Raw genomic sequence first — 25,324 nt, 5'->3', positions numbered from 1 at the left:
AGGCCATATCGCAATTTCTGCAGGAACAAACATGGCACAGCGCAAGGTGCGTTATGCCGTCATCGGCGGCGGCGAAATTTCACAGGGTGCCTTCATGCCCGGCATCAGCCAGAGCGACAATTCAGAGCTGGCCGCGCTGGTCACCGGCAATCCGACCAAGGCCGAGACGCTCAGCGCGCACTACGGTATTCCGACCTATCACTACGACGATTACCCGGCGCTGCTGCAGTCCGGCGATATCGACGCGGTGTATATCGCCACACCGAATTTCATGCATCGCGAACATGCCATGCCGGCCCTGGAAGCCGGCGTTCACGTGCTGCTGGAAAAACCCATGGCCACCTCGGTCGACGACTGCCAGGCGATGATCGGCGCGGCCGCCAACAGCCGCGCCAAATTGATGGTCGCCTATCGGCTGCACCACGAGCCCGGCACGCTGGAGATCATCGACCATCTGCGACAGGGCCGTATCGGCGACGTGCGCTCGTTTTCTTCGCATTTCGGCCAGGCCATGTCTGAGTCCAACCATCGCGCCAAGCACGGCTACTGGGGCGGCCCGGTGCCCGATATGGGCAACTATCCGCTGAATGCGGTCCGGCATATGTTTGGCCAGGAACCGATCTCGGTAACGGCCGTGGGCAGCCGTACACCCGGGCGCAGCTACAACTTCGACGACAGCGTCTCGGTGGTGCTCGGTTTCCCCGAGGGCCGGCAGGCACAGTTCCACGTCAGCTATGCTGCGACCCCGCACAATCATCTGTCGGTGCTCGGCACCAACGGCGCAATCTTCTGTCGGCCGTGCTATGTCTTCGGGCCCGATGTCTCGATCGACTACGAACTGACGAACGCCGGCGAGACCACCTACCACGAGCCCGGCGCCGTCGAGCAGTTCGGCGGCCAGACCGATTATTTCTCGCAGTGCATTCTCGACGACGTCGAGCCGGAGGCCGACGGTACCGACGGCCTGCGCGATGTTCGCGTACTCGAAGCCATCGAACGTGCTTTGGCTACCGGCCAAGCCCAAACGCTGGAGCCACTGGCCTATCGCGAGCGGATCACGAATGATCAGGTCCGGCGCCTGACGCCGGTCGAGCGCCCCGAAATCGTCGGCGTTAATACGATCAGCGGCGACTGAGCCCGAAGCGGGCAGTCGTTTCGCTATACCCACCGCCCCGAACGCTGCGGGGCGGTGCTTGCGAGAACGCGCAGCAACCACAGCGGGGCTTCAGAACTCGCGTTCCAGACCGCATCGTGGCTAGCCGGCCACCGGTACTGCCGGGCTGACCGGCGCGACGATGAAGCGCTGTTCGAGCGGCCGATGCACCGATCGCAGCGTATGGATCTTGGCCAGATGCGCGCGCAACGTTTCGACCGAGCGCGTGCCCGAAACCGTCAGATCGACATACAGCTCCTCGGCCCCCTGTTCGGCTGCGACCTGCGCAATGACGAAGCCGCGCCGCCGCACTACCTGGAACAATCGTTCGAGCCCGGCCGGCTCGGGCGCGAGCCGGCAGATCAGACGATATGTTTGCCAATCCTGCATAGACGACATACTCAGGCCTGCGCGGCTGTCGGTGGGCACTCGGCCGCGTACCAGGATTCAGCGTCTAGCATGTTGCGATTCGCCTGCCCCGGGGCCACGGTCGGCCAGACGTTGTCGGCCCGGGCGACAGCCACATGCAGTAGACAGGCCCCCGGCGTATCAAACAGCGCCGCTAGGCCGGCAGCCAGTTCGCCGTATTGCCGCACCTGCACGGTCGGAATATCGAAGGCCCGGGCCAATGCTGCGAAATCGGGGTTGTCATCGAGGGCGATCTGGCTTTCACGATTGGCATAGAACAGCTCCTGCTGCTGGCGCACCATGCCCAGACAGGCGTTGTCGGCAATCACGATCTTCAACGGCAGCCGGTACCGACGCACGGTGGCCAGTTCCTGCATGTTCATCATGAACGAGCCATCGCCGGCGATATTGATCACACAGCGATCCGGCTCGGCAAACTGGGCACCGATCGCCGCTGGCAGGCCAAAGCCCATGGTCCCCAGGCCACCGCTGCTCAAGTGATTGCGCGGCGCGGCAAAAGCAAAATGCTGAGCCACCCACATCTGATGCTGGCCGACATCGCAGGCCACGATCGCATCGCTTGGGGCCGCAGCGGAGAGCGCCCGCACCAGAGCCGGACCTCCAATCGACGCCGGGTCGCCGGTTGGCCCGGCAGCCGCCGCCGCAAACCCGTCATGCGTTTGCCACTGCCGGCATTGTCGGCGCCAGGCGGCGATCTTGAGCCCTTGCTTGGCCATGCCTTCGGTCAAGGCCTCGAGCGTGGCCGTCAAATCGGCCCGGATCGCCAGATCGGCTGGGCGCCGCTTATGCAATTCTGCTGCGTCGATATCGATATGCACCAGCCGGGCATTCGGCGCGAAACCGTCCAACCGCCCGGTGGCGCGATCGTCCAGCCGGGCGCCGACCACCAGCAACAGATCGCATTCGTCGACCGCGCGATTGGCAGCCTTCGAACCGTGCATGCCGAGCATGCCCAGCGCCTCACAACGGGCCGGGCCGGCGTTGCCGATACCGTTCAGGCTGTTCACATTCGGCAGTTTCGAGGCCGCGACGAACGCCCGAAAGGCAGTCTCGGCGCCAGCCCGGGCGACCCCGCCGCCGCTATACAACACAGGCCGCCGCGCCCGGGCGAGCCGATCGAGCAGCGCTGCGATTTCCGAGTTCGTCGGCCTTGGCGCTGGCTCGGTGCGCGCTGCCGCCCCCGTAACAGACGCCAGCCCCTCGGCCTGTAGCACATCTTTGGGAATATCCAACCAGACCGGCCCGGGCCGACCGTCGGTCGCGATCTCGAACGCCTGCTCGACCGCCGGGCCCACGGCATCGGGCTCGGTAATGAGCGCACTGTGCTTGACGATATCCAGGCTCATACCGAGCACATCGACTTCCTGAAAAGCATCGGTGCCGATCAGGGCTGAGGGCGTCTGGCCAGTGATCACGACCAGCGGCACGGAGTCACGATGGGCATTGGCCACCCCGGTCAGCAGATTGGTCGCACCCGGGCCAGAGGTACCGATCGCAACTCCGACCCGGCCACTGGCCCGGGCATAGCCGTCAGCCGCCAGTGCACAGCCCTGCTCGTGACGACACAGCACATGGTTGACCCCAACGCTGTCTACGAGGGCATCGTAAAGCGGCATGATGCAACCGCCCGGGTAGCCGAACACGGTGTCGATCCCGTGTCGTTCGAAGATCGCGAGGATCTGTTGTGCTGGGTTCATGAGTGTTGTCCTGATCGAGCGCAAAAAAAAGCCCCCGGAACCTTGCGGTGCCGGGGGCCTTGGGTGCCTGGGTCGGGATGTCGGTCTATCTCATCCTGCTACGCACGCCAATACCCCCGGTGGATACGAGTACCACCAGAGCCAGTACGAGGCGTACGTTGACGAGAACGAAAGACATGAAGCTCGAGACCGAGTCCGTGAACAATAAGAGCCCAAAAAGCTAGTCCGCCGGCATGCGGCTGTCAATAGCCGAACCGGCATCTCAACCGACCCGAATGGTTCTCCCGGCACCGATTCGGGCTTCCAGCAGGCTCGGCCGCGGTATGCGATACCCGGCTGGCACCAACACAACCATTACCATTTATTAACAACCCGTGTGACCACCGGCACGAACGATCGGATCACAAGCCAAGGCCGACATAAAGCCTGATCTCGGCAATTGTTAGCCAAAAGGAGGATACGGTTTGTTTTGACAGTCGCTATCGGCCGCAACAATATGTTAACAAGTTATATTATTTGTTAATTATTGATTCGCATGATTCCCGACCGACGACGCGACTATCTGCTGGAGCTGCTCCGCCACCGTAAGGTGTTGGGCATTAACGAGCTGACCGAACTGCTCGATGTCTCGCACATGACCGTGCGTCGGGACATCTCCCAGCTCGAAGAACAAGGGCTGGTGCTGTCGGTCTCTGGGGGCGTCCGTCTGGCAGCCCGCGATCGTTACGAGCCGAGCTGGGACGAAAAGATCGTGGCGCGACAGGCCGAAAAGGTCGCCATCGCGCGCCAAGCGGTCCGCGATATCCACGACGGGCTGACCATCTATCTCGATGCCGGCACCACGACCTATGAAATGGCCCGGCTGCTGTCCGAATACCAGGACCTGACGGTCATCACCAACAACTTCCATATTGCGTCGTTGCTGGTCCGCCAGCCGCATATCGCCCTGTTCCACACCGGCGGGCGCATCAATCACGAGAACTTCTCGGCGGTCGGCCCATCGGTGGTCGAATTCCTGCGCCAGGTCAACGTCGATATCGCCTTCGTCAGCAGCAGCTCCTGGCATGCGGTACGCGGGCTGACCACACCAGACGAATCGAAGATCGGCGTCAAACAGACGCTGCTAGACATCGCCTCCAAGAGCGTTCTGGTCGCCGACAGCTCAAAATACGGCCGCTTCGGCATGTTCCGCGCCTGTGCCCTGGAAGATTTCGACCGGATCGTGACCGACGCCCATCTAGATGCCGCCGACCTAGCGCTACTGCACGAGCGCGAGATCGCCGTCGATGCCGTACCGGTCACCACGCCGCAGCCGGTGGAGGGATAACGGCATGCCGATCATCGGTTGTATCGCAGACGATTTCACCGGCGGTACCGATCTGGCCAACAACTTGGTCAAGAGCGGTTTCCGCACGGTCCAGACCATCGGCGTTCCTGACACCTTGCCCGAGGATGTCGATGCGATCGTTATCGCCCTCAAATCCCGTAGCATCGCGGCCGAAACGGCTATCGCCCAATCGCTGGCCGCCCTCGACTGGTTGGAAGGCCAAGGCTTCGAAAAGTTCTATTTCAAGTACTGCTCGACCTTCGACTCCACTCCGCAAGGCAATATCGGCCCGGTCGCCGAAGCCCTGATGCACGCGCTCGGCGAAACCCAGACCGTGTTCTGCCCGGCGTTTCCAGCCACCGGGCGGACCGTTTACCAAGGCCATCTGTTCGTTGGCGATACGCTACTCAACGAAAGCGGCATGCAATCGCATCCGCTGAACCCGATGACCGACGCCAATCTGGTGCGCTGGTTGGCCCATCAATCCGAGGCCCGAACCGGATTGTTGCCAGCCGAAGTCATCGAGGCCGGCGAACAGGCCGCCACCGACCATCTGCAGGCGATGAACGCCGACGGCTGCCCACTGGTGGTCACCGATACGCTCTCGGATGCGCAGCTGACGACCATCGCCCGCGCCAGCCGGCATCTGAGGCTGGTCACCGGCGGCTCCGGCCTGGCGCTCGGACTCGGCGCGTTGTATGAACCGCCGGCGTCGGCCCCCGCCGACCTGCCGAAAGCACACGGCGGCGCCCTGATTCTGGCCGGCAGCGCCTCGCAGCGGACCCGCGAACAAATCGCCCATGCCCGCGAGCACATGCCAGCCCAGGCGGTCGACCCGCTGAGCCTGGCCAAAGACTTCGAGCACACGATTGAGCGCATTCTGGCCTGGGCCGCACCCCGACTGGGCGCGCCGCTGCTCATCCATAGCGATACCCGCCCCGAAATCGTCGAACAGGCCCAGCACGAACTGGGCGTCACCGCCGCTGGCGAGCTCGTCGAACGCGCCTTGGCCGCACTGGCCGAACGCCTGGTGGCCCGCGATATCGCCCGGCTGATCATCGCCGGCGGCGAAACCTCGGGGACGATCGTCAACACGCTCGGAATCCACAGCCTGCGAATCGGCGGCGAGATCGACCCCGGCGTGCCCTGGACGTTCGCCGACTCGAACCACGGCCCGCTGCATCTGGCGCTCAAGTCCGGAAACTTCGGCGCCCCCGACATGTTCACCCGTGCCTGGGATCTGATTAATGACTGAAGCCTATCTACGCGAACGCCTGGTCAGCCTCGGCAAGCGTCTGTATGAGCGCGGCCTGAGCCCCGGTACGTCCGGCAATCTCAGTGTCAAGCTTGCCGATGACAGCGCCTGGCTGACCACGCCGACCAACTCCTGTCTCGGCGAGCTCGAGCCCGAGCGGATCTCCAAACTCGACTGGGACGGCCATCTGCTGTCCGGAGACAAGCCGAGCAAGGAATCGATCTTCCATCTGGCCTATTACCAGAACCGTCCGGTGGCCCAGGCGATCGTCCATCTGCACTCGACCTATGCCAGCGCGGTGTCCTGTCTGCGCCATGCCGACGAATCCAACGTGCTGCCGCCGATCACGCCCTATTTCGTGATGCGCATCGGCAAGCTGCCCTTGATCGGCTATCGCCGCCCGGGCGATTCACGGCTTGGCGACGATGTGGCCCGGCTGGCGCCGGACTACAGCTCGGTGATGCTGGCCAATCACGGCCCGATCGTGACCGGCCAGAGCCTGGAGGCCACCGTCAGCGCAGCCGAGGAACTCGAGGAAACTGCACGCCTGTTTCTGCTGCTGCGCGGCCAGGACTACCGCGTGCTCGAAACCGAGCAGATCCACGAACTCTGCGCCCACTACGGCGCCCAGTGGCCCGACTGAGCTACTGCCACACGTTTTTTTCCGGGGCCGGGTCGGCCCCATGCTTTCTGGAGCTCCATCATGAGTCATATCGCAGTCATCGGCGCCGGCCTGATCGGTCGCAGCTGGGCGAGTGTATTCGCCCGCGGCGGTTACGAGGTCGTGTTGTTCGACGCCAATCCCGAGGCCCTGACCGAGGCCCGCGCGCTGGTACGCGAGACCCTGGCCGATCTGGTCGACAACGGCCTGATCGATGAAACCGTGGATACGGTGCTGGCGCGGGTGTCGGTCAGCGACAGCCTGGAACAGACCCTGGACGGCGCTATCCATGTTCAGGAAAACGTTCCTGAACGGGTCGAGGCCAAGCGTGAGATTTTCGAACGCCTGACCGAGCTGGCCGATCCGGAAACGGTACTGGCCAGCTCCACGTCGGGCATCACGGCCTCCAGCTTCACCGAACATCTGGCGCATCGCGAACGCTGTCTGGTCGCCCACCCGGTCAACCCACCGGCGCTGATTCCGCTGGTCGAGATCGTACCCGCACCCTGGACCGACGCCGCCGTGGTCGAGCGTACACGGGCACTGATGAGCCAGGCCGGCCAGACCCCGATCAACCTCAATGCCGAAATCCCCGGTTTTGCCGTCAACCGTCTGCAGGGCGCCCTGCTCAACGAGGCCCTGGCCCTGGTCGAGGACGGCTATATCAGCGTCGAAGATGTCGATCGGGTGGTCAAGGACGGGCTCGGCCCGCGCTGGTTCTTCATGGGCCCGATCGAAACCATCGATCTCAACGCCCCCGGCGGCGTACGCGACTACATGCAACGGCTCGGGCCGATGTATCGCGAGATCGCCGAATCGCAGACCGTGCGCGGCTATAGCGATGACCTGCTGGACCAACTCGAGAGCGAACGCCAGAAGATTCTGCCGGTGGCCGAACGCGACGAGCGCATGGCCTGGCGCGATCGTTATCTCACCGAACTGGCTGCGCTCAAACGCCAGCGCAGCCGCTAAACACGACCGGCCCGATCGACAACGGCCCAACAAGATACGAGGAGATCGCAATGAAAATACTGGGCAGCATAGAAAAGATTCCGGGCGGCCTGATGGTGGTGCCACTACTGCTGGGGGCACTGGTCAACACGCTTTGTCCGCAGGTGCTACAGATCGGCGGTTTTACCCAGGCCCTGCTCAAGGACGGCGCTCTGCCCGTGATCGGAGCGTTTCTGTTCTGCATGGGCGCCCAGATTCCGATCAAGGCGACCGGGCCGATCCTCGAAAAAGGCATGGCGATCTTGCTCGGCAAATTGCTGGCCGGGGTCGGCGTGGCCTTGATCGCAGCCTATCTGATGCCTTCGGGAACGCTGTTCGCGCTGACGCCGCTAGCGATCGTCGCGGCCATGACCAACTCCAACAGCGGCCTGTATGTGGCGCTGACCGAACAGTTCGGCAACACCACCGACAAGGGCGCGGTCTCGGTGATCTCGCTCAACGACGGCCCGTTTCTGACCATGCTCGTATTGGGCGCGGCCGGGCTGGCCTCGATTCCGCTGCTGACCTTCGTCGGCGTAGTCCTGCCGGTCGCCCTTGGCTTCGTGCTCGGCAATCTGGATGGCGACCTGCGCCGCTTCGTCGCCCCGGGCCAGCGTATCCTGATCCCGTTTTTTGCCTTCCCGCTAGGCGCCGGCATCGATTTCGCGACCCTATTCAAGGCAGGTCTGCCCGGCATCGTACTGGGCCTGCTCACACTGTTGGTCTCCGGCGGCGGCGCCATGCTGTTTTTGTATCTCACCCACCGCATCCGGCGTCGCCCGCCTGAACAGCGCAGCGTGATCGCCGGGGCCTGTGAATCCTCGACCGCCGGTGCCGCGGTCGCCACCCCGGCCGTACTGGCGGCAGCTGATCCGACCTATCATGCAATCCTGGGTAGCGCGACCGCCCAAGTGGCTGGCTCGACCGTCACTACGGCGTTTCTGACCCCGGTGCTGACCCTGCTGGTCTATCGCTGGCACCGCCGACGCGGCATCGAACCCACCCGGGAATACAGTGCTGCGATGACCGATGCGGACCAAGATCAGCCCACTATGGCGGCGGCGCATTCGCGCTGACCAGCCGCCGGCATCGACCCCTTGCGACACCCGCCTCGCGAGGGGCCGGCCGGTGAACCGTTTTTTTAAGGCTTACCGATAGCCCGGCCCTGTACGAGCGGCCGGGCCTGCGATCCGTGCTGGACCCACCGGGTGATCTCGGCCGGCCCTGATCTCACTGTTCCGAGGCGCGTTCGGCCGCCGACTGCTGCGGCACGACGCGCAGCTTGTTCGTGTCGTAGCCAAGATCGGCCACCCGCTGCACCAACCCGGCATAAACCTCGGCATCCATCTCGGGCTGGCTGGCCATGATCCAGACGAAATCGCGACGTTCGCGAGCGACGATGGTCGCCGTATAGTCGGCATCGACATAGGCGATCACGAACTGCATCTTGATCGGCCAGATGAACTGCATCGCCCATACGGCCTGGCCCGTGTCCGGGACCACAAACCCGGTCGGGCGCATGGTTTTCTGCGGTTTCTGAAAACCACCCTTGCGGAAGGTGAAGGTCACGTCGATGCGTTCCTGATCGGCGCGCCGATAGCGCTCGATCGAATCGTAGGCGGTCTGCGTGATCGACGGTGGAATATGCGCAATGACATACCAGTCGCGCATGTAGCGATCCAGATCGATCGACTGTTCGCGGGGAAAACTCTGGGCTGGCGTGATACTGCGCGTACTGAACCCGAACGAGCGATTCATGAACGAAATCATCGGCGGTCTCCTGGGCCCGATCGGGCGTTGCCGTTGTATCAACGAGGGCTCAACGTCGCCTGCCGGCCCCGATAGACGCAATCAGTCAAAACCCGGGGGCCATCGCGCGACGCGATGCGGGGCACGCGAACCGCCGCAGCGCGATATACGGCGCTCGTACGCTAGGCAGATGCGTCGCACATCGCCTTGGACCGACCGCGACGGCCCGTCGAAACGAGTCAACAACAGCCCAAGCGCTGCGCACCGACAACCCAGAACACTGCCAGATACCGGCCCCGGGCCGGCTGCGGCGCCGGTCGATGCATGACCGCGGTTTGGGTGCCAGACGATTGCGTCATCCGGCTTACACCCCAGATTCAGTAGCCGAGCGGCGGCGTTCTGCCGACAAAGAGCTGATGCAATCGTTGCAGGCCTGCATCATTCGCTTAACGCCCGGCCGCATGTGATATGTGTTTGAGCTCGTGAGTGGATCGTCTGCCTCGTCGCCACTGATCGAAAACCTCTGTCCCGCCCAATCGAGTCGATACCGATGTTTTCTATTGTCCACGGCGACCGTCAATCGTCGCCCACACCCATCCGCAGCCTGGGCCTGGCCGGTCTAGCCCTCGTCCTGATCGTGGCCGGCTGCGGTTCGGCGAGCAGCGATAACGAACGCCAGGCACCAGCGAAGACACACAGTGCGACCGCATCAACGACGGTAGACTCGCGCTGCCCGGCCGGCCCCGACCTGATCGCCCAGGTCAGACAGCTCGAAAAGCATGGCAGCGACGCCGCGATCGCAGACTGGAAACAACGAATCCAGGCCGGCCCGGAGCAGACGATCGGTAGCCCGGACCAAGCTGGCTGTGCCAGCTTTGCCACCTTGTCCGACCCGCAGATCGAGACATATGTCGATCTGCTCTATCACGGCCGAGCCGAGATAACGGGCGCGCTCGTCCTGCATCAGACGCCGGCCGCCCAGCAGGCCATTCTGCAGGCCTACCGCCGGGATCCGGACGCCGTGACCCATTCGCCCAGCCTGGCAGCCGCCGTCGCCATGGCCGAGATCCAGACCGGCCGCAATTATCAGTCGGCCTATCAGGATCTGGCTTTTGGCGCGCTCAACGGCGGTATCGACCCGAGCTATGTACGCGGCTATCTGAGCCATTTCGGCTGTCGCTACGAAGACGCCATCTGGGCCGCCAAGACCAAGCAGAGCACGGATTTTTTCGACGGCGACGCCTTTCCTGTCAGTACGTCGCCCAGCGACGGGGATCGCGACGATTTCATCCATCAGCGTCTGGCCCTGCTGCAACAAGGCACGGTCCCGGACCTACGTGCCGACTGCCCGCTCAGCGCGCAATACGCTGCCGACCACAACGGCGATCCGATGATGCGTATGAAACTCAAAGCCCAGCAGCTCAAGAACAAACTGGACGACCAGCTCGACGAGTTCGCGCACAAGCTGTTTCCCGACCACGATGACGAACAAGGCCCGGACGCTCAGAGCCGGGCCGGCGACAGCATTCGCCGGGGCCTGGCCAGCGACTATGCCCAATTCAAGGCCATCGCTCTGCGGGCCGCCGATGTGACCCGCAAACGCTGGCAAGCCTGTGCCGATCGCCTCGACAACGGCCTGCAGGCCGCGATCGCCTGTTGGCAAGACCATGAGCCACCAAGCCACGGCGAGAAATCTCAAAGCCCAGCCGATCGATCGGCCAATGCGTCATGAACGATCGACCGCATCGCCGCCTCCGGTCGGCCGATGGCGCTAATGATGCCGGGTTAGCTTGTCCAGCATGCCCATCGCAAAAGCCGAGACCACGAACGTGATATGGATCACGACGTACCACAGCAGGTTGGACTCAGCCACATTGGGCGTATTCATGAACACCTTGAGCAGATGAATCGATGAAATCGCTACGATCGACGAGGCCACCTTGTTCTTGAGGCTGGTGTAATCCATCCGGCCCAGCCAATCGAGCTTGTCGGAATCCGAGGCCAGATTCAGCCGCGAGACGAAGCTCTCATAGCTGGACAGCATCACCATCACGATCAGCCCGCCCACCAGGGCCAGATCGATCAAGGTGAGTACCAACAGCACCAGATCGGTTTCCTTGATCTCCAGAATATGCGGCAGGACGTGCAGGATTTCTTGAAAGAATTTGATGCCCAGAGCCAGCAACGCCAGGCTCAGCCCCAGATAGATCGGTGCCAGCACCCAGCGCGAGGCATAGATCAACCGCTCCATCCACGTTTCGATACGCTTACCCACCGACACGCCGTTCTCCTATGGTGTTCATATCCAGACGCCGAGACGTGCTCGAACGCCCGATTAGACTAGGGCGTGTTGAGATTTCGCGCGAGTCCGTGCCACGGGCGCTTGGGCGGCAAGCCGAGGCGCCGCGAGTGCGGCGTCGTGGTGCGGCGTTCGTGATCGGCAACGCGGGATTACGGCCGAACAGCCGTTGTTTCGAACGGTTGTGCCGCTAAGCGCGTCGAGCCGCGTGACGCGCCTCGATCGGGCACGCCAGAACCGACGGCTCGCGCCTGGCCCGTCACGATTTGGGGCGGCAACGCGGCGCTCCGACGCGGCCTCGAGCAGGCTGTGCCGGCCTATGGGCTCGGAACGCGGGATAGCCGAGCTTGCGTTGCGGAGCGGCGGATGGTCTTGGGTTTGGGCTGTCCCTCATGTCCTGCGTTTGTCGTCTCTAGGCTGCCGGCTACGGCGATTCACGTCTGGCTGGCTCCGCTGCACGAACGCCAACGCTACACATGTAAATATCGACCTCGGCTGAGCGAAACCGCCGCGCGCTACCGTTATCCAGTCACGCAGTCGAGCGCCCATGCAGACAAGCCCGGCGTTTTTTCGAGTTCCGCTTGGCCTTGCACGGCTTGAAAGCGTTATCGCAGGGCGATCGTCTCGCCGAGACGACGGCCGTTTTCCAGACAGTCGCCGACTGCGACGCCGTCGCGCCAGTTGCCGGCCAGCCAAAGCCCGGCATGCGCCTTTAGCGCGGTGTCGATCGCTGCCAACCGATCCAGATGACCGGTTTCATACTGCGGGATCGCTCGCGGCCAGCGCACCACCCGCTGCCATACCGGCTCGCCACGAATCGTCAGCAGATCGCTCAGATCGGTCAGTGCCTGCTCGAACAGGGCCGAATCGTCCTGCTCGGCCACCTCCGGCGACTGGCGTCCCCCCAGGAATACATTGAGCAAATGATGCCCCGCCGGCGCCCGGCCGGCGAACAGCGTCGAAGGAAACAGTACTCCGAGGGTCTTGCGTTGTTCGATCCGGGGCAGCAACAGGCCGAATCCATCCAAGGGATGCCCGATATCGGATTGGCGAAATCCCAAGGAAACCACGCTCACCGGCGGATACACGATCGCAGCTAGCAGCTCGGCCAGCTTTGAATCGTGGCGCGCCAACAAGGCGGCCGCGACATGGGCCGGCACGGTCATCACCAAATGACGGGCCTGCCAGCGCTGGCCGGTATGGTCTTCGGCTACCCAGCCGTTGCCAGCGCGCTCGATGCGCTCGATACGACGATCGCAGGCCAAGCGCGCATTGGGCCTGGCAACGATCGCCTCGCCCAGCCGGTCCGCCAATCGCTGTAGGCCCTGCGAAAAGCTGAACAGCGTACCCCGCCATTCACGCGGCATGGCTGGGGGCTGTCGGCGTGCTGCGAACGCCCGGGCCAGGCCGCCGCGAATCAACGATCCATGCGCTCGCTCGAGTTCCACCAGCCGTGGCATGGCCGCCTTGGCTGAAAGCCGCTGAGGATCGCCGGCATAGACCCCGGATACGAATGGATCGACCAATCGATCGAGAACCCGCTGGCCCAGGCGGCGTCGCACGAACGCCGCCAGGCTTTCGTCGTCTTGGGGGCCACGCCGTACGAAGGGTTCGCGCAGCAGCCCGCCCCAGGCCGACCAGCCAAGCAGCGCATTGCCCGGGGCTTTCCAGAGCCGGTTCGGCAGAGCCACCGGCTGCCCATCGAGCGCAATGAAGCGTTTGCTGCTGGCAGGATTGGCCGGCAGCGCCTCGTCCAACAGCGACAACTCATCGAGCAAGGCATAGAGCGGCGGCTTCATGATCACCGTGTTCGGGCCATGCTCGATCTGCCAGTCGCCATCGTGCTCGGTACGCAGATTGCCACCAATCTGCGACGACGCCTCGAGCACCGCAACCGAGCGCCCGGAGCGGGCCAGCGACCAGGCGGTCGCCAGACCAGTGGCCCCGGCGCCGATCACCAGCGCATCCAGCACGCTGGTCGCCGTACCCGTCGCTTCCGTATCTCGCTCGCCGGCCTCGGACATGACGCGCCCTGCTCGTTGGATCTGCGACTCAGTATAAGCGCCTGCCAGGCCTGGTCTCACCCTTACGCCGCGACCGAGTCGACCGCCGAGACCATGCGGCCAGCATGCATTGCCCAGGTCGACGCACATCCGTGATCTTTTTTTGTGAACATGGCCTGCGGCCAGGCTCGGAGAACAACCGAAGACGATTGTTTTCGTGACGCATATTGAACCCGGTATGGCGTATCAGCCAAGGGATCGTGCGTTGCGCGCCTGCTGGAATGATAGACACCGGCGCAGACCGCACAGCATGCTCGAGCCAAGGCATAGTCTGCGGCTGTGCCCCATACTCTTAAGGCCGCGGGCCTGGGTCATCGTGGGTCTCGCCTGCGCGGCGGTCTCGACCCACGATGACGCTACCGCTGCAGGTTCCGGATACAGGCCCGGCACAGACCGCCCGCCGGGATACGAGCCAGCCTACGAATCGACGAAAAAGGACAGGGCAATGAAGATCGGCATTCTTGGATCGGGCCTTATGGGGGCCAAGCTAGGACAGCTGTGGGCCGCCTGCGGTCACGAGGTGGTGTTCGCTTATTCGCGCAACGAGTCTAAGCTGGCGCGCCTGGCCCAGGACAGCGGCGGCGCCCACGGCTCGGTGGCTGAGGCCGTTGCCGGCGCGGACGCGGTGCTGCTGGCCGTGCACTGGTCCCGGGTCGACGATGTACTGGCTCAGGCCGGCGACCTGGCAGACCAGGTTGTTTTGAACTGTTGCGTGCCGCTCAATGCCCGCAATAGCGAACTGGTGGTCGGCACCCACAGTTCGGGCGCCGAGACGCTGGCCGAGATGCGCCCCAAGGCACGCTGGGTAGCCTGCTTCAACACCACCCCGTCGGAAAGTTTCGAACCGGTTTTTGCCCGCAAGAACAGCGACGAAACGCCTCCGAATCTGCTCGTGTACGGCGACGACGCGGGCGCCAAAGAACTCGCCTATGGCCTGATCCGCGACATCGGCTTCGAACCGCTGGAAGCCGGTGGCCAACACACGGCACGCTTCGTCGAGCCGTTTGCCATGGTCACTGCCGAACTGGCCTACGGCCAACCCGGTGGCCCGGCGCTGACCTACCGCTTCGCCAAGCTCGGCGGCTGAGCATCGCCCGCCCCGCGGGCAGGCTGGCTCGCGGTATCCCCCTGCTTCTGGCCATCCTTGGCCCTCCTCCTGGCGGGCCGCCTGTGGCAGCGAGATCGCTCACGACCACATCACGCCAATCCTGACCGCGCGTAGCGAGCAGGTGTTGGGCGCCTGTGGCGGCCAGGCCGCCAGCACTCGCCTCGCGCTGCCGCGCCAACGATGGCAACGACTCGGTCGCTAGCATTCTCGGACAGGGCGGTCGCTCGGGCAGGCCGTGGTTACCGAGCGGGCGAATTGGCCGCAGCCTATATGTCGAAGCAGCTCAGTCGGCCTGTTCGATGCGGATCGGGGTCTCGCCGTCCTGGATTAGGGCATCGATCGCCCCGTCGAATTCGCCCAGCCGGACCAGACCGCGGGATTCCTGGAACGGCTTGTAGAAGATCGCGAGATTGCCCCAGGGCGCATACAGCGTGATATCGCCCGTGTCGGGCCTGTAGCTTGCCGGGGCACTGCTGGTATCCAGCTTGCGCGGCAGGTCGGCGACTTTCTCGATACCGTGAAAATCGGTGAGCGTCAGCTCCAGCGGTAGCATCGCCGCAAAATCTTTGGCAGCGACGCTGTCATCGAGCGTGGCGTGCAGAACCTGTCCGTCGACGGTCACTTCGATCTCGGTCATGGCGTGGTTATCCTTTGGGTCGGCATTCGTGTTGTCGGCCGCCGCGGGCCCGGCTAGAAACAGCGCGGCCGTCCATGTCGCGGCTGCAAGCGAAGCCACGGCTATACGTACGGTCATTGTGATTCGCTCCCTGGCTTGGCGCACCGCTCGGGCTTGGTCGCAAGCAGATCAACCACGCGTGATATCGCCTAGCCCACCAACATTATTTGACGGCCCTGCATGGCCGTTCAAGCACGGCTCATGTCGATGACATAGCGATACCTGGCCTGTTTGTCCACGACCCGCTGACAGGCGGCGGTGATCTCGCTGGGCGCGATCATCTCGTATTCGGCAGCAATGCCTTTATGCGCTGCGAAGTCGATTAGACGTTGTGTTTCGGCGATACCGCCGGTCAAGGAACCGCCCAGGTTCTGACGGCCCATACTCAGCATGATACCGCTCGGGCCTTCGAGCGGCCCGAGGGCACCGACATTCACCAACGTCTTGCCCAGCGTCAACATATTCAGGAACGGCTGCATCGAGTAGCTTTCCGGTACGGTCGACAGCATCAGATCAAAGCGGCCGGGCCGGCCGTCGATGCCTTGCTCCGGCGACCAGAGATACGCCTCGGCCGCGCCGAAACGTTTGGCATCCGCGAGCTTGTCTTGGCTGGTAGTGAACACCGTGACTTCGGCGCCCTTCGCGGCAGCCAGTTTTACCGCCAAGTGGCCAAGCCCGCCCATGCCGATCACGGCGAACCGCTGGCCCGGCTCGAGATGCCAGGTATTGAGCGGCGAGAACGTGGTAATGCCGGCACATAGCAATGGCGCAGCACCGGCCAGATCCAGCCCCGGCGGGATACGCAGGACATAGTCTTCATCGACTACGATGCGCTTCGAATAGCCGCCGTAAGTCACGCCCCCCGAGACCGGATCCGGCGAGTCGTAGGTGAAGGTCGCCCCGTTTAAGCAGTGCTGTTCGAGATCGGCCACGCAATGGGCACAAACGCCACAGCTGTCGACCATTGTGCCGACGCCGGCCGTATCGCCTTCGCGAAACTTGACCACATCGGCGCCGGTGGCCACCACGCGGCCGATCATTTCGTGGCCGGGTACGACCGGATAGTGGGGCCTGCCCCAATCCGCTCTCACAGTATGGATATCGGAATGACAGATCGAGCTGTATAAAATATCGATAACGACATCGTTGCGGCCGGGCGCGCGCCGGCTGATCGTATGCGGCGCGAAATCGCCGCTATCGTCGAAAGCCGCCCAGGCCTGAACCGACCGGGCAGTATCGGCCGGCTGTTCGGTCTTCTGGGCTTGGGCCGTGCGGGCAAACATCGAGGCCGCCAGCGGGGCCGCCGCCAGCGCGGTACCGGCCTGCAGCAGCGCGCGTCGGCGCCGACCATCGCGGCTTAAGAGTTCGACTTCTGAATCATGAAACCGGCACATCACAGTTCCTCGTGGGCTGTCGGCCAGACACACAACCGCGCATGGCCGTATGCGCTCATGATCGCGCGCGACTACCCAAGAAAAAACTCGGCCTAGCGCACAGTAATAATGACTTTCGTTCATTAATCACAAGCGGCACCGGCCGCCCCCTTGCCCGGTTTCCCGGGGCATCGCAGTACACCGTTCGGCCTGGTCGCGATCGCGCCATCGCTATGCGTCGCCGGCGGCCACACGTACTCTGGCAGGCACGGGTCACATCCATTTCGCCGACTTAGGCTCGCCATGCTCCGCGACAACATCAACGACCTGATCGTCCTCGCTGCCGTAGCCGAAGAAAAAAGCTTCACGCGCGCCGCGGCTCGACTGAATGTGTCTCAGTCGGCACTCAGCCATGCGGTCAAGGCCCTGGAGCAACGCCTGGGTCTGCGGCTGCTGACCCGCACCACCCGCTCCGTGGCCCCGACCCTGGCCGGCGAGAATCTGCTGGCGACGTTGACCCCCTGCTTCGACAAGATCGAAGCCTCGCTCAAGGCGCTGAACGAGGCGCACGACGAACCGACCGGCATGGTCCGAATCGCGGCCACCGACTATGCGATCGAGGAGCTGCTCTGGCCCAAGCTCGCCCCGGTGCTCAAGCAATATCCCGCGATCCATCTCGAGTTCGTAATGGACTATGGCTATACGGATCTGGCCGATGCCCAGTGCGATGCCGGCGTGCGCTACGGCGAACAGGTCAGCGACGGCATGATTTCGATGCGCGTCGGCGCCGACGAACGCATGGTCTGTGTCGGGGCGCCGGAATATCTGGACCGTGCCGGCGTGCCGGAAACCCCGCACGAGCTGGCCGAGCATGAGTGCATCAATCTGCGCTTATCCACCCACGGCGCGCTGTATGCCTGGGAGTTCGAAAACGCCAATGGCAACGAAATCCGGGTCAAGGTGCGCGGCCAGGCCTGCTTCAATACGATCCGCCCGGTGATGCTAGCCGCGACCGACGGCCTCGGCCTGGCGCTGGTGCCCGAGCAGCTGGCCGCTCCGTATCTGGCCTCGGGGGCGCTCAAACTCTGCCTCGAAGATTACTGCCCCTACTTCCCGGGCTTTCATCTGTACTATCCGATGCGCCTGCGGCCGTCCTCGGCGTTCCAGGCCGTGCTAGAAGCACTACACGAAACCGCCTGAGTTTTTATCGAGCCTGGCGTCGCCAGTGCCGCCACTACACATCGAAAAATTCGATATAAAAACGCCAAAAAAAACGCTTTTTTTCGATAGGTTCGTAGCCGATGATCGAAGCCGAAGCCATCCACAGGAGCTCGGCATGAACAACGAATCCTTCGAATCGACCCACCCCGAAGAACTGACCCATTTCGTGGGCCGCCATTTCATCTATACCTATGACAACGGCTGGCAATACGAGATGTATATCAAAAACGCCCATACCATCGACTATCGCATTCACAGCGGCATGGTCGGTGGCCGCTGGGTACGCGACCAGGCGGCCCATATCGTGCGGCTGGCCGACGAGGTCTGCAAAATCTCCTGGCACGAACCGACCGGCACCTCGGTTAGCGTGGCGGTTAACGTCGTCGAACGCCATCTACACGGCATCATTTTCTTCCCGCGCTGGATCGCCGAGGCTCCGGAAAAAACGGTCTGCTTCCAGAACGAACATCTGGATGCCATGCGCAACTACCGCGACGCCGGGCCGACCTATCCGCAGCTGGTAATCGACGAATTCGCCAGCATCACGTTCCTGAAAACCTGCCAGGCCGACGATGAGAGCGTGATCGCCGAGGCGCCGTCGGAGTTGCCCGAAGGCTATGCAGCACGCCGCAACTGAGAGCCCGGCGCTCAGGCGCTAAGCAGCTGCTGGGCGAGCGCGTGGGTCGCCGGCCCGGCCCGGGCCTCGTCGGCATAGCACAGCGCCAGCGGAATCGGCCGTTGATTCGAGCCGACCAGCCGCAACGCCGTCAGCTCGCCCGATTCCAGATAGGGCGCGGCCAAGTGGGCCGGCAACCACCCCCAGCACAGACCGCTGGCGACCGCTTCTACGGCCGCCTCCAGGGTGTTGACTTGCCAGGCCCGGCCGTTGGCCGGCGCTAGCCTGGCGGTATGGGCAGCGGCGCCGTCGCCCACGATCGAGACACCAAGATGGCGCGCCAGCGTGGCCGGGGTCAGCCCGGCATCCGCGCGTCGGTGCAATACATGATCGGGCCGGGCCAGCGCGAGCATTTCGATATCGAGTAGCGGCCGATGATCGGGCCGCCCCGGCGCTGCTGCCAGAATCGCCAGATCGAAGGCGGTATCGTCTAGCGCCGGCGCATCGATATGCACGTCCTCGCGCAGCACCAGGTCGATATTCGGATAGGCTGCCGTGAACGCGCGCAAGGCCGCGAACAGCCGCGCCCGCGGGTAGATACTGTCGACATGCAGCCGCACCTCGACCTGTTCGCCAACCAAGGACTGGGCGCGCTCTTCGATGCGCAGCAGATCCTCGATCAACGGCGCCGCCTCGGCCAATAGACTGCGGCCGGCCTCGGTCAAATACGCCTTACGCCCGGTCATGGTCAGCAGCTCGACACCTACCCGCTCCTGCAGCCGGCCCACCGTATAACTGATCGCCGACTGGCTGCGGTTTAAAGTACTCGCTGCCTGGGCAAAGCCGCCGCAATCCACGACCGCCTGCAACACCCGCCATTGCTCTAGAGAAGTTCGCGGTATACGCATGGTCAGGACATATCAGTTGTCGCTGCGGCATGCAAAAACACCCGCCCGAGCGCAGCATGGCCCGCGGCGGCGCCCCGGCGGTTGGCTTGTCGGGTCCGCCACGCGCCGGAGCCGCCGGGCACGAGCGGCGGCTCCAACACAGCGCACGCGGGCCATCCCGATAGGCTTTAGGCCAACTTCAGGCCCGGGTCTGGGCCAAAACGTTAGGCCAGCACTTCCAGCGGCGAGAACTCGGTCGACTCGATGTCGTCCTCATGGGCCTTGAGATACGCCATGATATGCGGCGCCTGGCAATGACGATCGAACGATTCCCGGTCTTGCCAGAGCTCCATGCAGACGAAACGGGCCCGGTTGTCCAGGTCGCGGTGCATTTCATAGCGCAGACAGCCCGCTTCCTCGCGTACCGAGGCCACGAGTTCGACCAGCGCATCGCGAACCTGCTCTTCGCGGCCGGATTTGGCCATGGTGACGGCCACACAAGATACTTTAGACATAAATAAACTCCCGGCCTCTAGGGCGTGTCGAGGTTTCATGCGAGTCCGCACCAAGGATTGCGCCCCCAAGCGCATCTGGCCGCGTTACGAGCCTTGAGCCAAGCACGCCCGCAGCCCGCGCCTCGCCTGCCACGATTTGGGGCGGCAACGGCCGCGGGGCAAGGTATCAATCCAGGCACGAATCAATGCACCAGCCCGTTCCCAGGACTGGCCGCATCAATGCAGCATGCAATCAAATGCCGTCTACTCCGATCGCGCTACTCGGCTTCATTGGCCGCACCGACGATCGTTACCATCAGGGACACGACATGACACAAATCACGGTTGCTGGCGCCAGCGGGCTGGTCGGCTCGAATATCGTTAAAGAAGCGCTCGAGCGGGGCTACCATGTCCACGGCACACTGCGCGATGCCGAGGACACCAGCAAGACACGATGGTTGATGGCCCTGCCCGGGGCAGCACAACGCCTGACGCTGTTCTCAGCAGATGCTGCCGACAGCCATAGCTTCGATGCCGCCATGGCAGGCAGCGATGCCGTATTCATCGCCTGCCTGCCACCGATCTACCGCGCCGCCGACGGCACGCCGGCTCGCGAGCTCGACCGTGCACGCGGCTACGACGAGATCGTGCGCCCGGTGCGCAACGGCTGCCTCAACGTACTGGCCGCGGCCGCCAGAGCCGGCATCGGCCATGTCATGCTCTGTTCCTCGACCTCCTCGACCAATCCGCCGGTCCCGCTGGCGATCAAGACCGAAGCCACGGCGCTGTCCGATGCCGAACATCAGATGGCCCAGGGCAAGTTCACCGCCGCCGAAAAGATCGTCATGGAAACCGCCGCACAGGATTTCTGTGTCGAGCACCAGATGCGGCTATGTGTGTTTTTGCCCACGATGATGCTGGGCCCGACAGTGTTGCCACAGCACCTCGACAGCGACAGCCACCGGTTTCTCATCGCCCTCGTTCGCGATGGCAAGGCCGTACACGAGACCGTGCCCCAGGGCTCGATGTCGGTCAGCCACGTCGCCGATGTGGCCAAGCTGTTCGTCAACGCCTATGAACGCCCCGACGCCCGCGGGCGTTACTTCGCCATGTACGAAAGCCTCGACTGGGCAGATATCTATGCCGAGTTCGCCAAGCAGGCGCCACAGGCCTCGCTGCCGGCCCCGAGCCCGCGCTCGAACGAACCGCCGACCCGGTTCGATTTCACCCGCCGCGACTCGCTGGGCGTGGCGATGCGTGATATCCCAACCACCATCGCCGAAACCGGCCAATGGCTGAAGTCGGACCCGTTCGGCTGAGCGCTGCTCTTTGCTTCGGCTGGTTCGAACAAACCGGCCGAAGCAGACGAGTCCTGGCAAATTGGCGCCAGGGCAGGCTTCGCGTTCAAGGCCCAACCACGCGCGGTCCCATGCGCGCTATGGGCAAATCCTCAACACTCCCAAACCAATGGCTCAAAGCATGGAATTATTGAATTTCATGCCCTTAGACGATCAAGCAGCGGCACCAGTTCATCAATAACGAATCCCCGGCAACCCCAGGTGGCGCATCCGTAACCCTCAGCCGGATACAAAACGATACACAGGCGGCTTTGAGTCCGCGCTTCATGTCCGTAAGAGATGAAGGCGCGGCATGCCACGACGACTCGCGCCTTCCAGGGCACGCGCGGCAAAGGCCAACGCAGCGCTCGAACGAAACCTCAACAGGCCCTAGCGAAACGACAACGGCTCGTGCTGCGAGGGCGGCGGAAATGCGTGATCGAGTTCGCGGATATCGGCTTCGCTTAATGACAGCGATAAGGCCTTGGCATCCTCGCGAATATGCGCCGGCGTGCCGGATTCCGGTATCGCGATCACCTGGCCGCTGCGGATTGCCCAGGCCAGAGCGACCGCGGGCCCGGTCACGCCATACCGCTGGCCGATCTGTGCCAGGGTCGGATCGTCGATCAGCTCACCACTGCCCAGTGGCGAATAAGCCATGACCGCGACCTCATGCTCGCGACACCAGGGCAAAAGATCGTATTCGATGCCACGCTCGTCGAGGTTATAGAGCACCTGATTGGCTACACAGCGATCGCCGTCGGGCACCTGCCAGAGCTGCTGCATGTCCTCGAGGCCGAAGTTCGATACGCCCCAGTCGCGAATCAAACCGTCGCGCTTGAGCTGCTCGAAAGCCGGCACGACCTCGTTCAGATCACTGCCGCCACGCCAGTGCAGCAGATACAGATCGAGCCGCTCGACGCTCAGGCGCTCAAGGCTGGCACGGCAGGCTTCGGGAATGCCGTCCGCGGTCGCGTTCGACGGTAATACCTTGGATACCAGATACACCTGATCCCGACGGCCCTGAATCGCCCGCCCGATCAAGCGCTCGGCCGCGCCCCCGCCATACATTTCCGCGGTATCGATCACCGTCATATGCTCACGGATACCAGTGCGCAGCGCTTCGATCTCCTGGGCATCGGGATGGCGGCCCTGCCCCAGGCGCCAGGACCCCATGCCGAGCGCCGACACCTGACGGCCGGCGCGCAGGGCTACGGTTTGGGCCGCAGCGGTATCGGCCAGCGCCCCCAACGGTCGCCAAGCCAGCCCGGCGAAGGCCATGGCCGACCACTGCATAAAACGACGACGTGTACTGTTCATAGCTGGCTCCTGGCGTAGCGAATCGGCATCGCCGCGCCCGGCAACGCGGAACGCGGGCCGACTCGTTGTACGTTTTCTGCCGCGATGGGTGATCCAACAACGTGGCGGCCGCCGGACCGCATCCAGGCAGTCTGCGAGCGCGGCTTGAACCACCGTGTCTATCGATATCGACGCCGATCCGGCCGCTGCCTACGCAGCATTGCTGCTGTATTCATATGACTGGCACGCTCGACCCACGTCAAGCCGCAATGGTGACCACAATGCCCGGAACCGATGTACTGATTGATGCGCCGACCCTGGCGGACTGGCTGGCCGAACGCCCGAATACCGTGGTGCTGGATGCCCGCGCCCGGCTGCAGGATGCCGAGGCCGGCTGCAGGCTCTGGCAAGACGGCCACATTCCGGGGGCCCAGCATGCCGATATGGATCGCGAACTGTCGGCACCACCGTCAAACCAGGGCGGCCGCCATCCGCTGCCGGAGCCGGCACGCTTTGCCGCCCAACTCCGTACCTGGGGTATCAGCCCACGACAATCCGTCGTGGTCTATGACGATGCCGGTGGCGCCCTGGCTGCCGCCCGGGCTTGGTGGATGCTGCGCTGGGCAGGGCACCCGTCGGTGCATGTCCTCGACGGCGGCTGGCCAGCCTGGCGCGATGGCGGTTATCCCATAGAGACCTCGGCTTGCGAGCCCACCGCGAGCGACTGGCAGCCGATGTTCGACGACGACCTGATCGCCAGCACCGACGAGGTCGCCCGCGGCGATGCAGTACTGCTCGATGCCCGGGCCGGCGAGCGCTTTCGTGGCGAGCACGAGCCTATCGATCCGGCCGCCGGGCATATCCCAGGGGCATTGAATATCCCGGCCTCGTCGTTGCTGAATGCCGAGTCGTGTTTTCTCGGCCACGCCGAGCTCGCCGAGGCGCTACCGGACGCTGCCCCCAGGATCAGCTACTGCGGCTCGGGCGTGAGTGCCTGCCAATTGATCTTGGCCTACGCCATCCTCGGCCGCCCGCTGCCGCGTCTATACCCAGGCTCCTGGAGTGCCTGGAGCAGCGATCCGTCGCGCCCGGTGGCCACCGGGCCCTGATCGCTGCCCGCCCGATCGTCGACGCTTGGCAACGCAGTTGCAGCTGTCGTTGTCCGGCGCCCGCCCCGCGTGGCCGGCGCAACAGATGGCTCGCGCCACCGTAGTTGTACCGGTTTCGCCCATCCCAGCTTAGCGTTACGTTGATACAACGCTAACGATCCGTTCATGCACAACGGAACGACGCAACGTTTTCATAGCGATTGGAATCCTTATGCAATATCGAACGCTGGGCCCCTCGGGCATGGCTGTATCCAAACTCGGCCTCGGCAGTATGTATTTCGGCAACGAAACGCCGGAAAAAGAGGCCTTCGCCATCATGGATCGGTTCATCGAGGCGGGCGGCAATCTGATCGACACCTCGGATGTTTATGTCGATGGCATGGCCGAGCAGATCATCGGCCGTTGGATGGCCGACCGGCCGCGCGAGATCACCGATCACGTGGTGCTGGCCACCAAAGGCCGCTACCCCACCGGCGAATCGGTCAATGCCCAAGGCCTGTCGCGCCGCTATCTGCATCGCGCGCTCAATGCCTCGCTCGAACGTCTGCAGGTCGATACGATCGATCTCTATCAGCTGCACGGCACCGATCCATTAACGCCGATAGAAGAAACCCTGGCGTTTCTGGACGACGCAGTTCGCGCCGGCAAGATCCACTATGTGGGCCTGTCGAACTTCAATGGCTGGGAAATTCAGCGCATGGCCTCGACCGCCCAGGCCATGGGCCTGACAGTGCCGGTGTCGTTGCAGCCGCAGTACAACCTGCTGTCGCGCGAGATCGAATGGGAGATCGTACCGGCCGCCCGGCATAACGATATGGGCTTGCTGCCCTGGTCGCCGCTGGCGGCCGGCCTGCTGACCGGCAAATACCAGCGCAATACCCAGGCCCCGGCCAATACCCGGGCCGCTTCGGACAACCCCCTGTGGCAATGGTCGATCGCCGAATTCGCCAGCACCGATCGGGCCTGGAAGGTCATCGATGCCGTCAGCGAGATTGCCGATACGCTCGGCGCTACGCCATCCCAGGTAGCCCTGAGCTGGTTGATGGACCGCCCCGGCGTGACGGCGCCGATCTGCGGTGCGCGTACGGTCGCGCATATCGAAGACAACCTCGGCGCAGTCGCACTGACGCTAGACGACGAGATGACCGACCGGCTCGAAAAACTAAGCCGTCCGCAGCCCGAGAAAAGCTATCCCTACGGCGACTTCGGTGAGGCCATGCGCACACGTTTCGTCGGCAAGGCCGAACATGCGGTCGGCCAGGTGGTCAGCGAAGGCTCGGATGCGCCGCTGAGCGGCAAGGTGACATAGACGCCGCACCGATCGGCTAGCGGACGCCTATTCCTGCTACAGCGACCACGCCCGGACGGTGGCCGGCCACTCGGTCACTATTCAAAAAACCGTTGCTGGACAGCAGCTACCGAGCGCCGTCCTCATCGGCCGGATCGCCGCCTGCGATCCGGCCGGGGCTTACCGCTTAGCCCAGGCCATTCGCAACCGATCGGCCGGGCCTGTACATACCCCTGTTGCAAGCCAGAGATCGGCCCCGCCCATGGACGTACCCGAAATGAGCCGGTAGGGGC

General features: G+C 63.7%; 23 protein-coding genes. 13 read left to right on the top strand and 10 right to left on the bottom strand.

The annotated features are described in order from the left end of the window. Positions 1–31 precede the first annotated feature (31 nt). A complete protein-coding gene (locus V5738_RS03145) occupies positions 32–1,135 on the top strand; it encodes a Gfo/Idh/MocA family protein (RefSeq protein ID WP_423822951.1) in 1,104 nt (367 codons plus the stop codon). 120 nt (positions 1,136–1,255) lie between these two features. Here the strand turns inward: V5738_RS03145 and V5738_RS03140 are convergent, their stop codons facing one another. Together V5738_RS03140 and ilvG are read right to left on the bottom strand one after the other, a co-directional pair. Then, the gene (locus V5738_RS03140) at positions 1,256–1,543 is read right to left on the bottom strand and encodes an ACT domain-containing protein (RefSeq protein WP_423822950.1); all 288 of its coding nucleotides are present in this window, start codon (positions 1,541–1,543) and stop codon (positions 1,256–1,258) included. A gap of 11 nt (positions 1,544–1,554) precedes the next feature. Next, positions 1,555–3,279, bottom strand: a complete 1,725-nt coding sequence (ilvG, locus tag V5738_RS03135; RefSeq protein WP_423822949.1) for an acetolactate synthase 2 catalytic subunit — start codon at positions 3,277–3,279, stop codon at positions 1,555–1,557. A 535-nt stretch (positions 3,280–3,814) separates the two neighbouring features. On the opposite strand from ilvG, the gene V5738_RS03130 reads away from it, so the two are divergent. Genes V5738_RS03130 through V5738_RS03110 form a run of 5 tightly spaced genes read left to right on the top strand, consistent with a single transcriptional unit; the run spans position 3,815 to position 8,588 of the window. Then, positions 3,815–4,606, top strand: a complete 792-nt coding sequence (locus V5738_RS03130) for a DeoR/GlpR family DNA-binding transcription regulator (RefSeq protein WP_423822948.1) — start codon at positions 3,815–3,817, stop codon at positions 4,604–4,606. 4 nt (positions 4,607–4,610) lie between these two features. Continuing rightward, positions 4,611–5,861, top strand: coding sequence for a 3-oxo-tetronate kinase (gene otnK, locus V5738_RS03125; RefSeq protein WP_423822947.1), 1,251 nt, complete (start codon positions 4,611–4,613; stop codon positions 5,859–5,861). Next, entirely contained in the window at positions 5,854–6,504 is a 651-nt protein-coding gene (otnC, locus tag V5738_RS03120) for a 3-oxo-tetronate 4-phosphate decarboxylase (RefSeq protein WP_423822946.1), read from the top strand. The genes otnK and otnC overlap by 8 nt, the downstream gene beginning before the upstream one ends. A gap of 60 nt (positions 6,505–6,564) precedes the next feature. Then, a complete protein-coding gene (locus V5738_RS03115; RefSeq protein ID WP_423822945.1) occupies positions 6,565–7,494 on the top strand; it encodes a 3-hydroxyacyl-CoA dehydrogenase in 930 nt (309 codons plus the stop codon). Positions 7,495–7,544: 50 nt separating this feature from the next. Beyond that, on the top strand, positions 7,545–8,588 hold the full coding sequence (locus tag V5738_RS03110; protein WP_423822944.1) for a 2-keto-3-deoxygluconate permease: 1,044 nt from the start codon (positions 7,545–7,547) through the stop codon (positions 8,586–8,588). A gap of 154 nt (positions 8,589–8,742) precedes the next feature. Here the strand turns inward: V5738_RS03110 and V5738_RS03105 are convergent, their stop codons facing one another. Further along, complete coding sequence (locus V5738_RS03105; protein ID WP_423822943.1) at positions 8,743–9,282, bottom strand: lipocalin family protein; 540 nt, start codon at positions 9,280–9,282, stop codon at positions 8,743–8,745. 529 nt (positions 9,283–9,811) lie between these two features. Here V5738_RS03105 and V5738_RS03100 point away from each other — a divergent pair. Next, positions 9,812–10,993, top strand: a complete 1,182-nt coding sequence (locus V5738_RS03100) for a hypothetical protein (RefSeq protein WP_423822942.1) — start codon at positions 9,812–9,814, stop codon at positions 10,991–10,993. Between the two features lie 39 nt (positions 10,994–11,032). Here the strand turns inward: V5738_RS03100 and V5738_RS03095 are convergent, their stop codons facing one another. Both V5738_RS03095 and hemG read right to left on the bottom strand, forming a co-directional pair. After that, the gene (locus V5738_RS03095) at positions 11,033–11,524 is read right to left on the bottom strand and encodes a TIGR00645 family protein (RefSeq protein ID WP_423824230.1); all 492 of its coding nucleotides are present in this window, start codon (positions 11,522–11,524) and stop codon (positions 11,033–11,035) included. Positions 11,525–12,165: 641 nt separating this feature from the next. Further along, the gene (gene hemG / locus V5738_RS03090) at positions 12,166–13,584 is read right to left on the bottom strand and encodes a protoporphyrinogen oxidase (RefSeq protein WP_423822941.1); all 1,419 of its coding nucleotides are present in this window, start codon (positions 13,582–13,584) and stop codon (positions 12,166–12,168) included. Positions 13,585–14,068: 484 nt separating this feature from the next. Here hemG and V5738_RS03085 point away from each other — a divergent pair, with 484 nt between their 5' ends. Further along, the gene (locus V5738_RS03085; RefSeq protein ID WP_423822940.1) at positions 14,069–14,710 is read left to right on the top strand and encodes an NADPH-dependent F420 reductase; all 642 of its coding nucleotides are present in this window, start codon (positions 14,069–14,071) and stop codon (positions 14,708–14,710) included. Between the two features lie 304 nt (positions 14,711–15,014). Here V5738_RS03085 and V5738_RS03080 read toward each other — a convergent pair whose 3' ends face one another. Next, on the bottom strand, positions 15,015–15,485 hold the full coding sequence (locus tag V5738_RS03080; RefSeq protein WP_423822939.1) for a cyclophilin-like fold protein: 471 nt from the start codon (positions 15,483–15,485) through the stop codon (positions 15,015–15,017). Positions 15,486–15,595: 110 nt separating this feature from the next. Then, complete coding sequence (locus tag V5738_RS03075) at positions 15,596–16,801, bottom strand: NAD(P)-dependent alcohol dehydrogenase (protein WP_423822938.1); 1,206 nt, start codon at positions 16,799–16,801, stop codon at positions 15,596–15,598. Positions 16,802–17,083: 282 nt separating this feature from the next. Here V5738_RS03075 and V5738_RS03070 point away from each other — a divergent pair, with 282 nt between their 5' ends. Both V5738_RS03070 and V5738_RS03065 read left to right on the top strand, forming a co-directional pair. Then, positions 17,084–17,980 carry a LysR family transcriptional regulator gene (locus V5738_RS03070; protein WP_423822937.1) on the top strand — a complete coding sequence of 299 codons (897 nt, stop codon included), beginning with the start codon at positions 17,084–17,086 and terminating at the stop codon, positions 17,978–17,980. Positions 17,981–18,116: 136 nt separating this feature from the next. After that, the gene (locus V5738_RS03065) at positions 18,117–18,638 is read left to right on the top strand and encodes a phenolic acid decarboxylase (RefSeq protein WP_423822936.1); all 522 of its coding nucleotides are present in this window, start codon (positions 18,117–18,119) and stop codon (positions 18,636–18,638) included. A gap of 11 nt (positions 18,639–18,649) precedes the next feature. Here the strand turns inward: V5738_RS03065 and V5738_RS03060 are convergent, their stop codons facing one another. Together V5738_RS03060 and V5738_RS03055 are read right to left on the bottom strand one after the other, a co-directional pair. Next, positions 18,650–19,525 (bottom strand): LysR family transcriptional regulator, encoded by an 876-nt coding sequence (locus V5738_RS03060; protein ID WP_423822935.1) that lies wholly within the window; start codon positions 19,523–19,525, stop codon positions 18,650–18,652. 203 nt (positions 19,526–19,728) lie between these two features. Beyond that, complete coding sequence (locus V5738_RS03055; protein WP_423822934.1) at positions 19,729–20,019, bottom strand: putative quinol monooxygenase; 291 nt, start codon at positions 20,017–20,019, stop codon at positions 19,729–19,731. 308 nt (positions 20,020–20,327) lie between these two features. Between V5738_RS03055 and V5738_RS03050 the strand changes: the two genes are divergently transcribed. Further along, positions 20,328–21,317 (top strand): NAD-dependent epimerase/dehydratase family protein, encoded by a 990-nt coding sequence (locus V5738_RS03050; RefSeq protein WP_423822933.1) that lies wholly within the window; start codon positions 20,328–20,330, stop codon positions 21,315–21,317. 408 nt (positions 21,318–21,725) lie between these two features. Here the strand turns inward: V5738_RS03050 and V5738_RS03045 are convergent, their stop codons facing one another. Next, positions 21,726–22,511 (bottom strand): aldo/keto reductase, encoded by a 786-nt coding sequence (locus V5738_RS03045; protein ID WP_423824229.1) that lies wholly within the window; start codon positions 22,509–22,511, stop codon positions 21,726–21,728. A gap of 404 nt (positions 22,512–22,915) precedes the next feature. On the opposite strand from V5738_RS03045, the gene V5738_RS03040 reads away from it, so the two are divergent. Further along, positions 22,916–23,743 (top strand): sulfurtransferase, encoded by an 828-nt coding sequence (locus V5738_RS03040; protein WP_423822932.1) that lies wholly within the window; start codon positions 22,916–22,918, stop codon positions 23,741–23,743. 211 nt (positions 23,744–23,954) lie between these two features. Further along, positions 23,955–25,052, top strand: coding sequence for an aldo/keto reductase (locus tag V5738_RS03035; RefSeq protein ID WP_423822931.1), 1,098 nt, complete (start codon positions 23,955–23,957; stop codon positions 25,050–25,052). Positions 25,053–25,324 lie beyond the last annotated feature (272 nt).

Source organism: Salinisphaera sp. SPP-AMP-43, assembly GCF_049568105.1.
Classification (GTDB): Bacteria; Pseudomonadota; Gammaproteobacteria; order Nevskiales; family Salinisphaeraceae; genus Salinisphaera.
The sequence above is the reverse complement of the archived record's forward strand: the minus strand, read 5'-3'. Positions and strand labels throughout refer to the sequence as shown.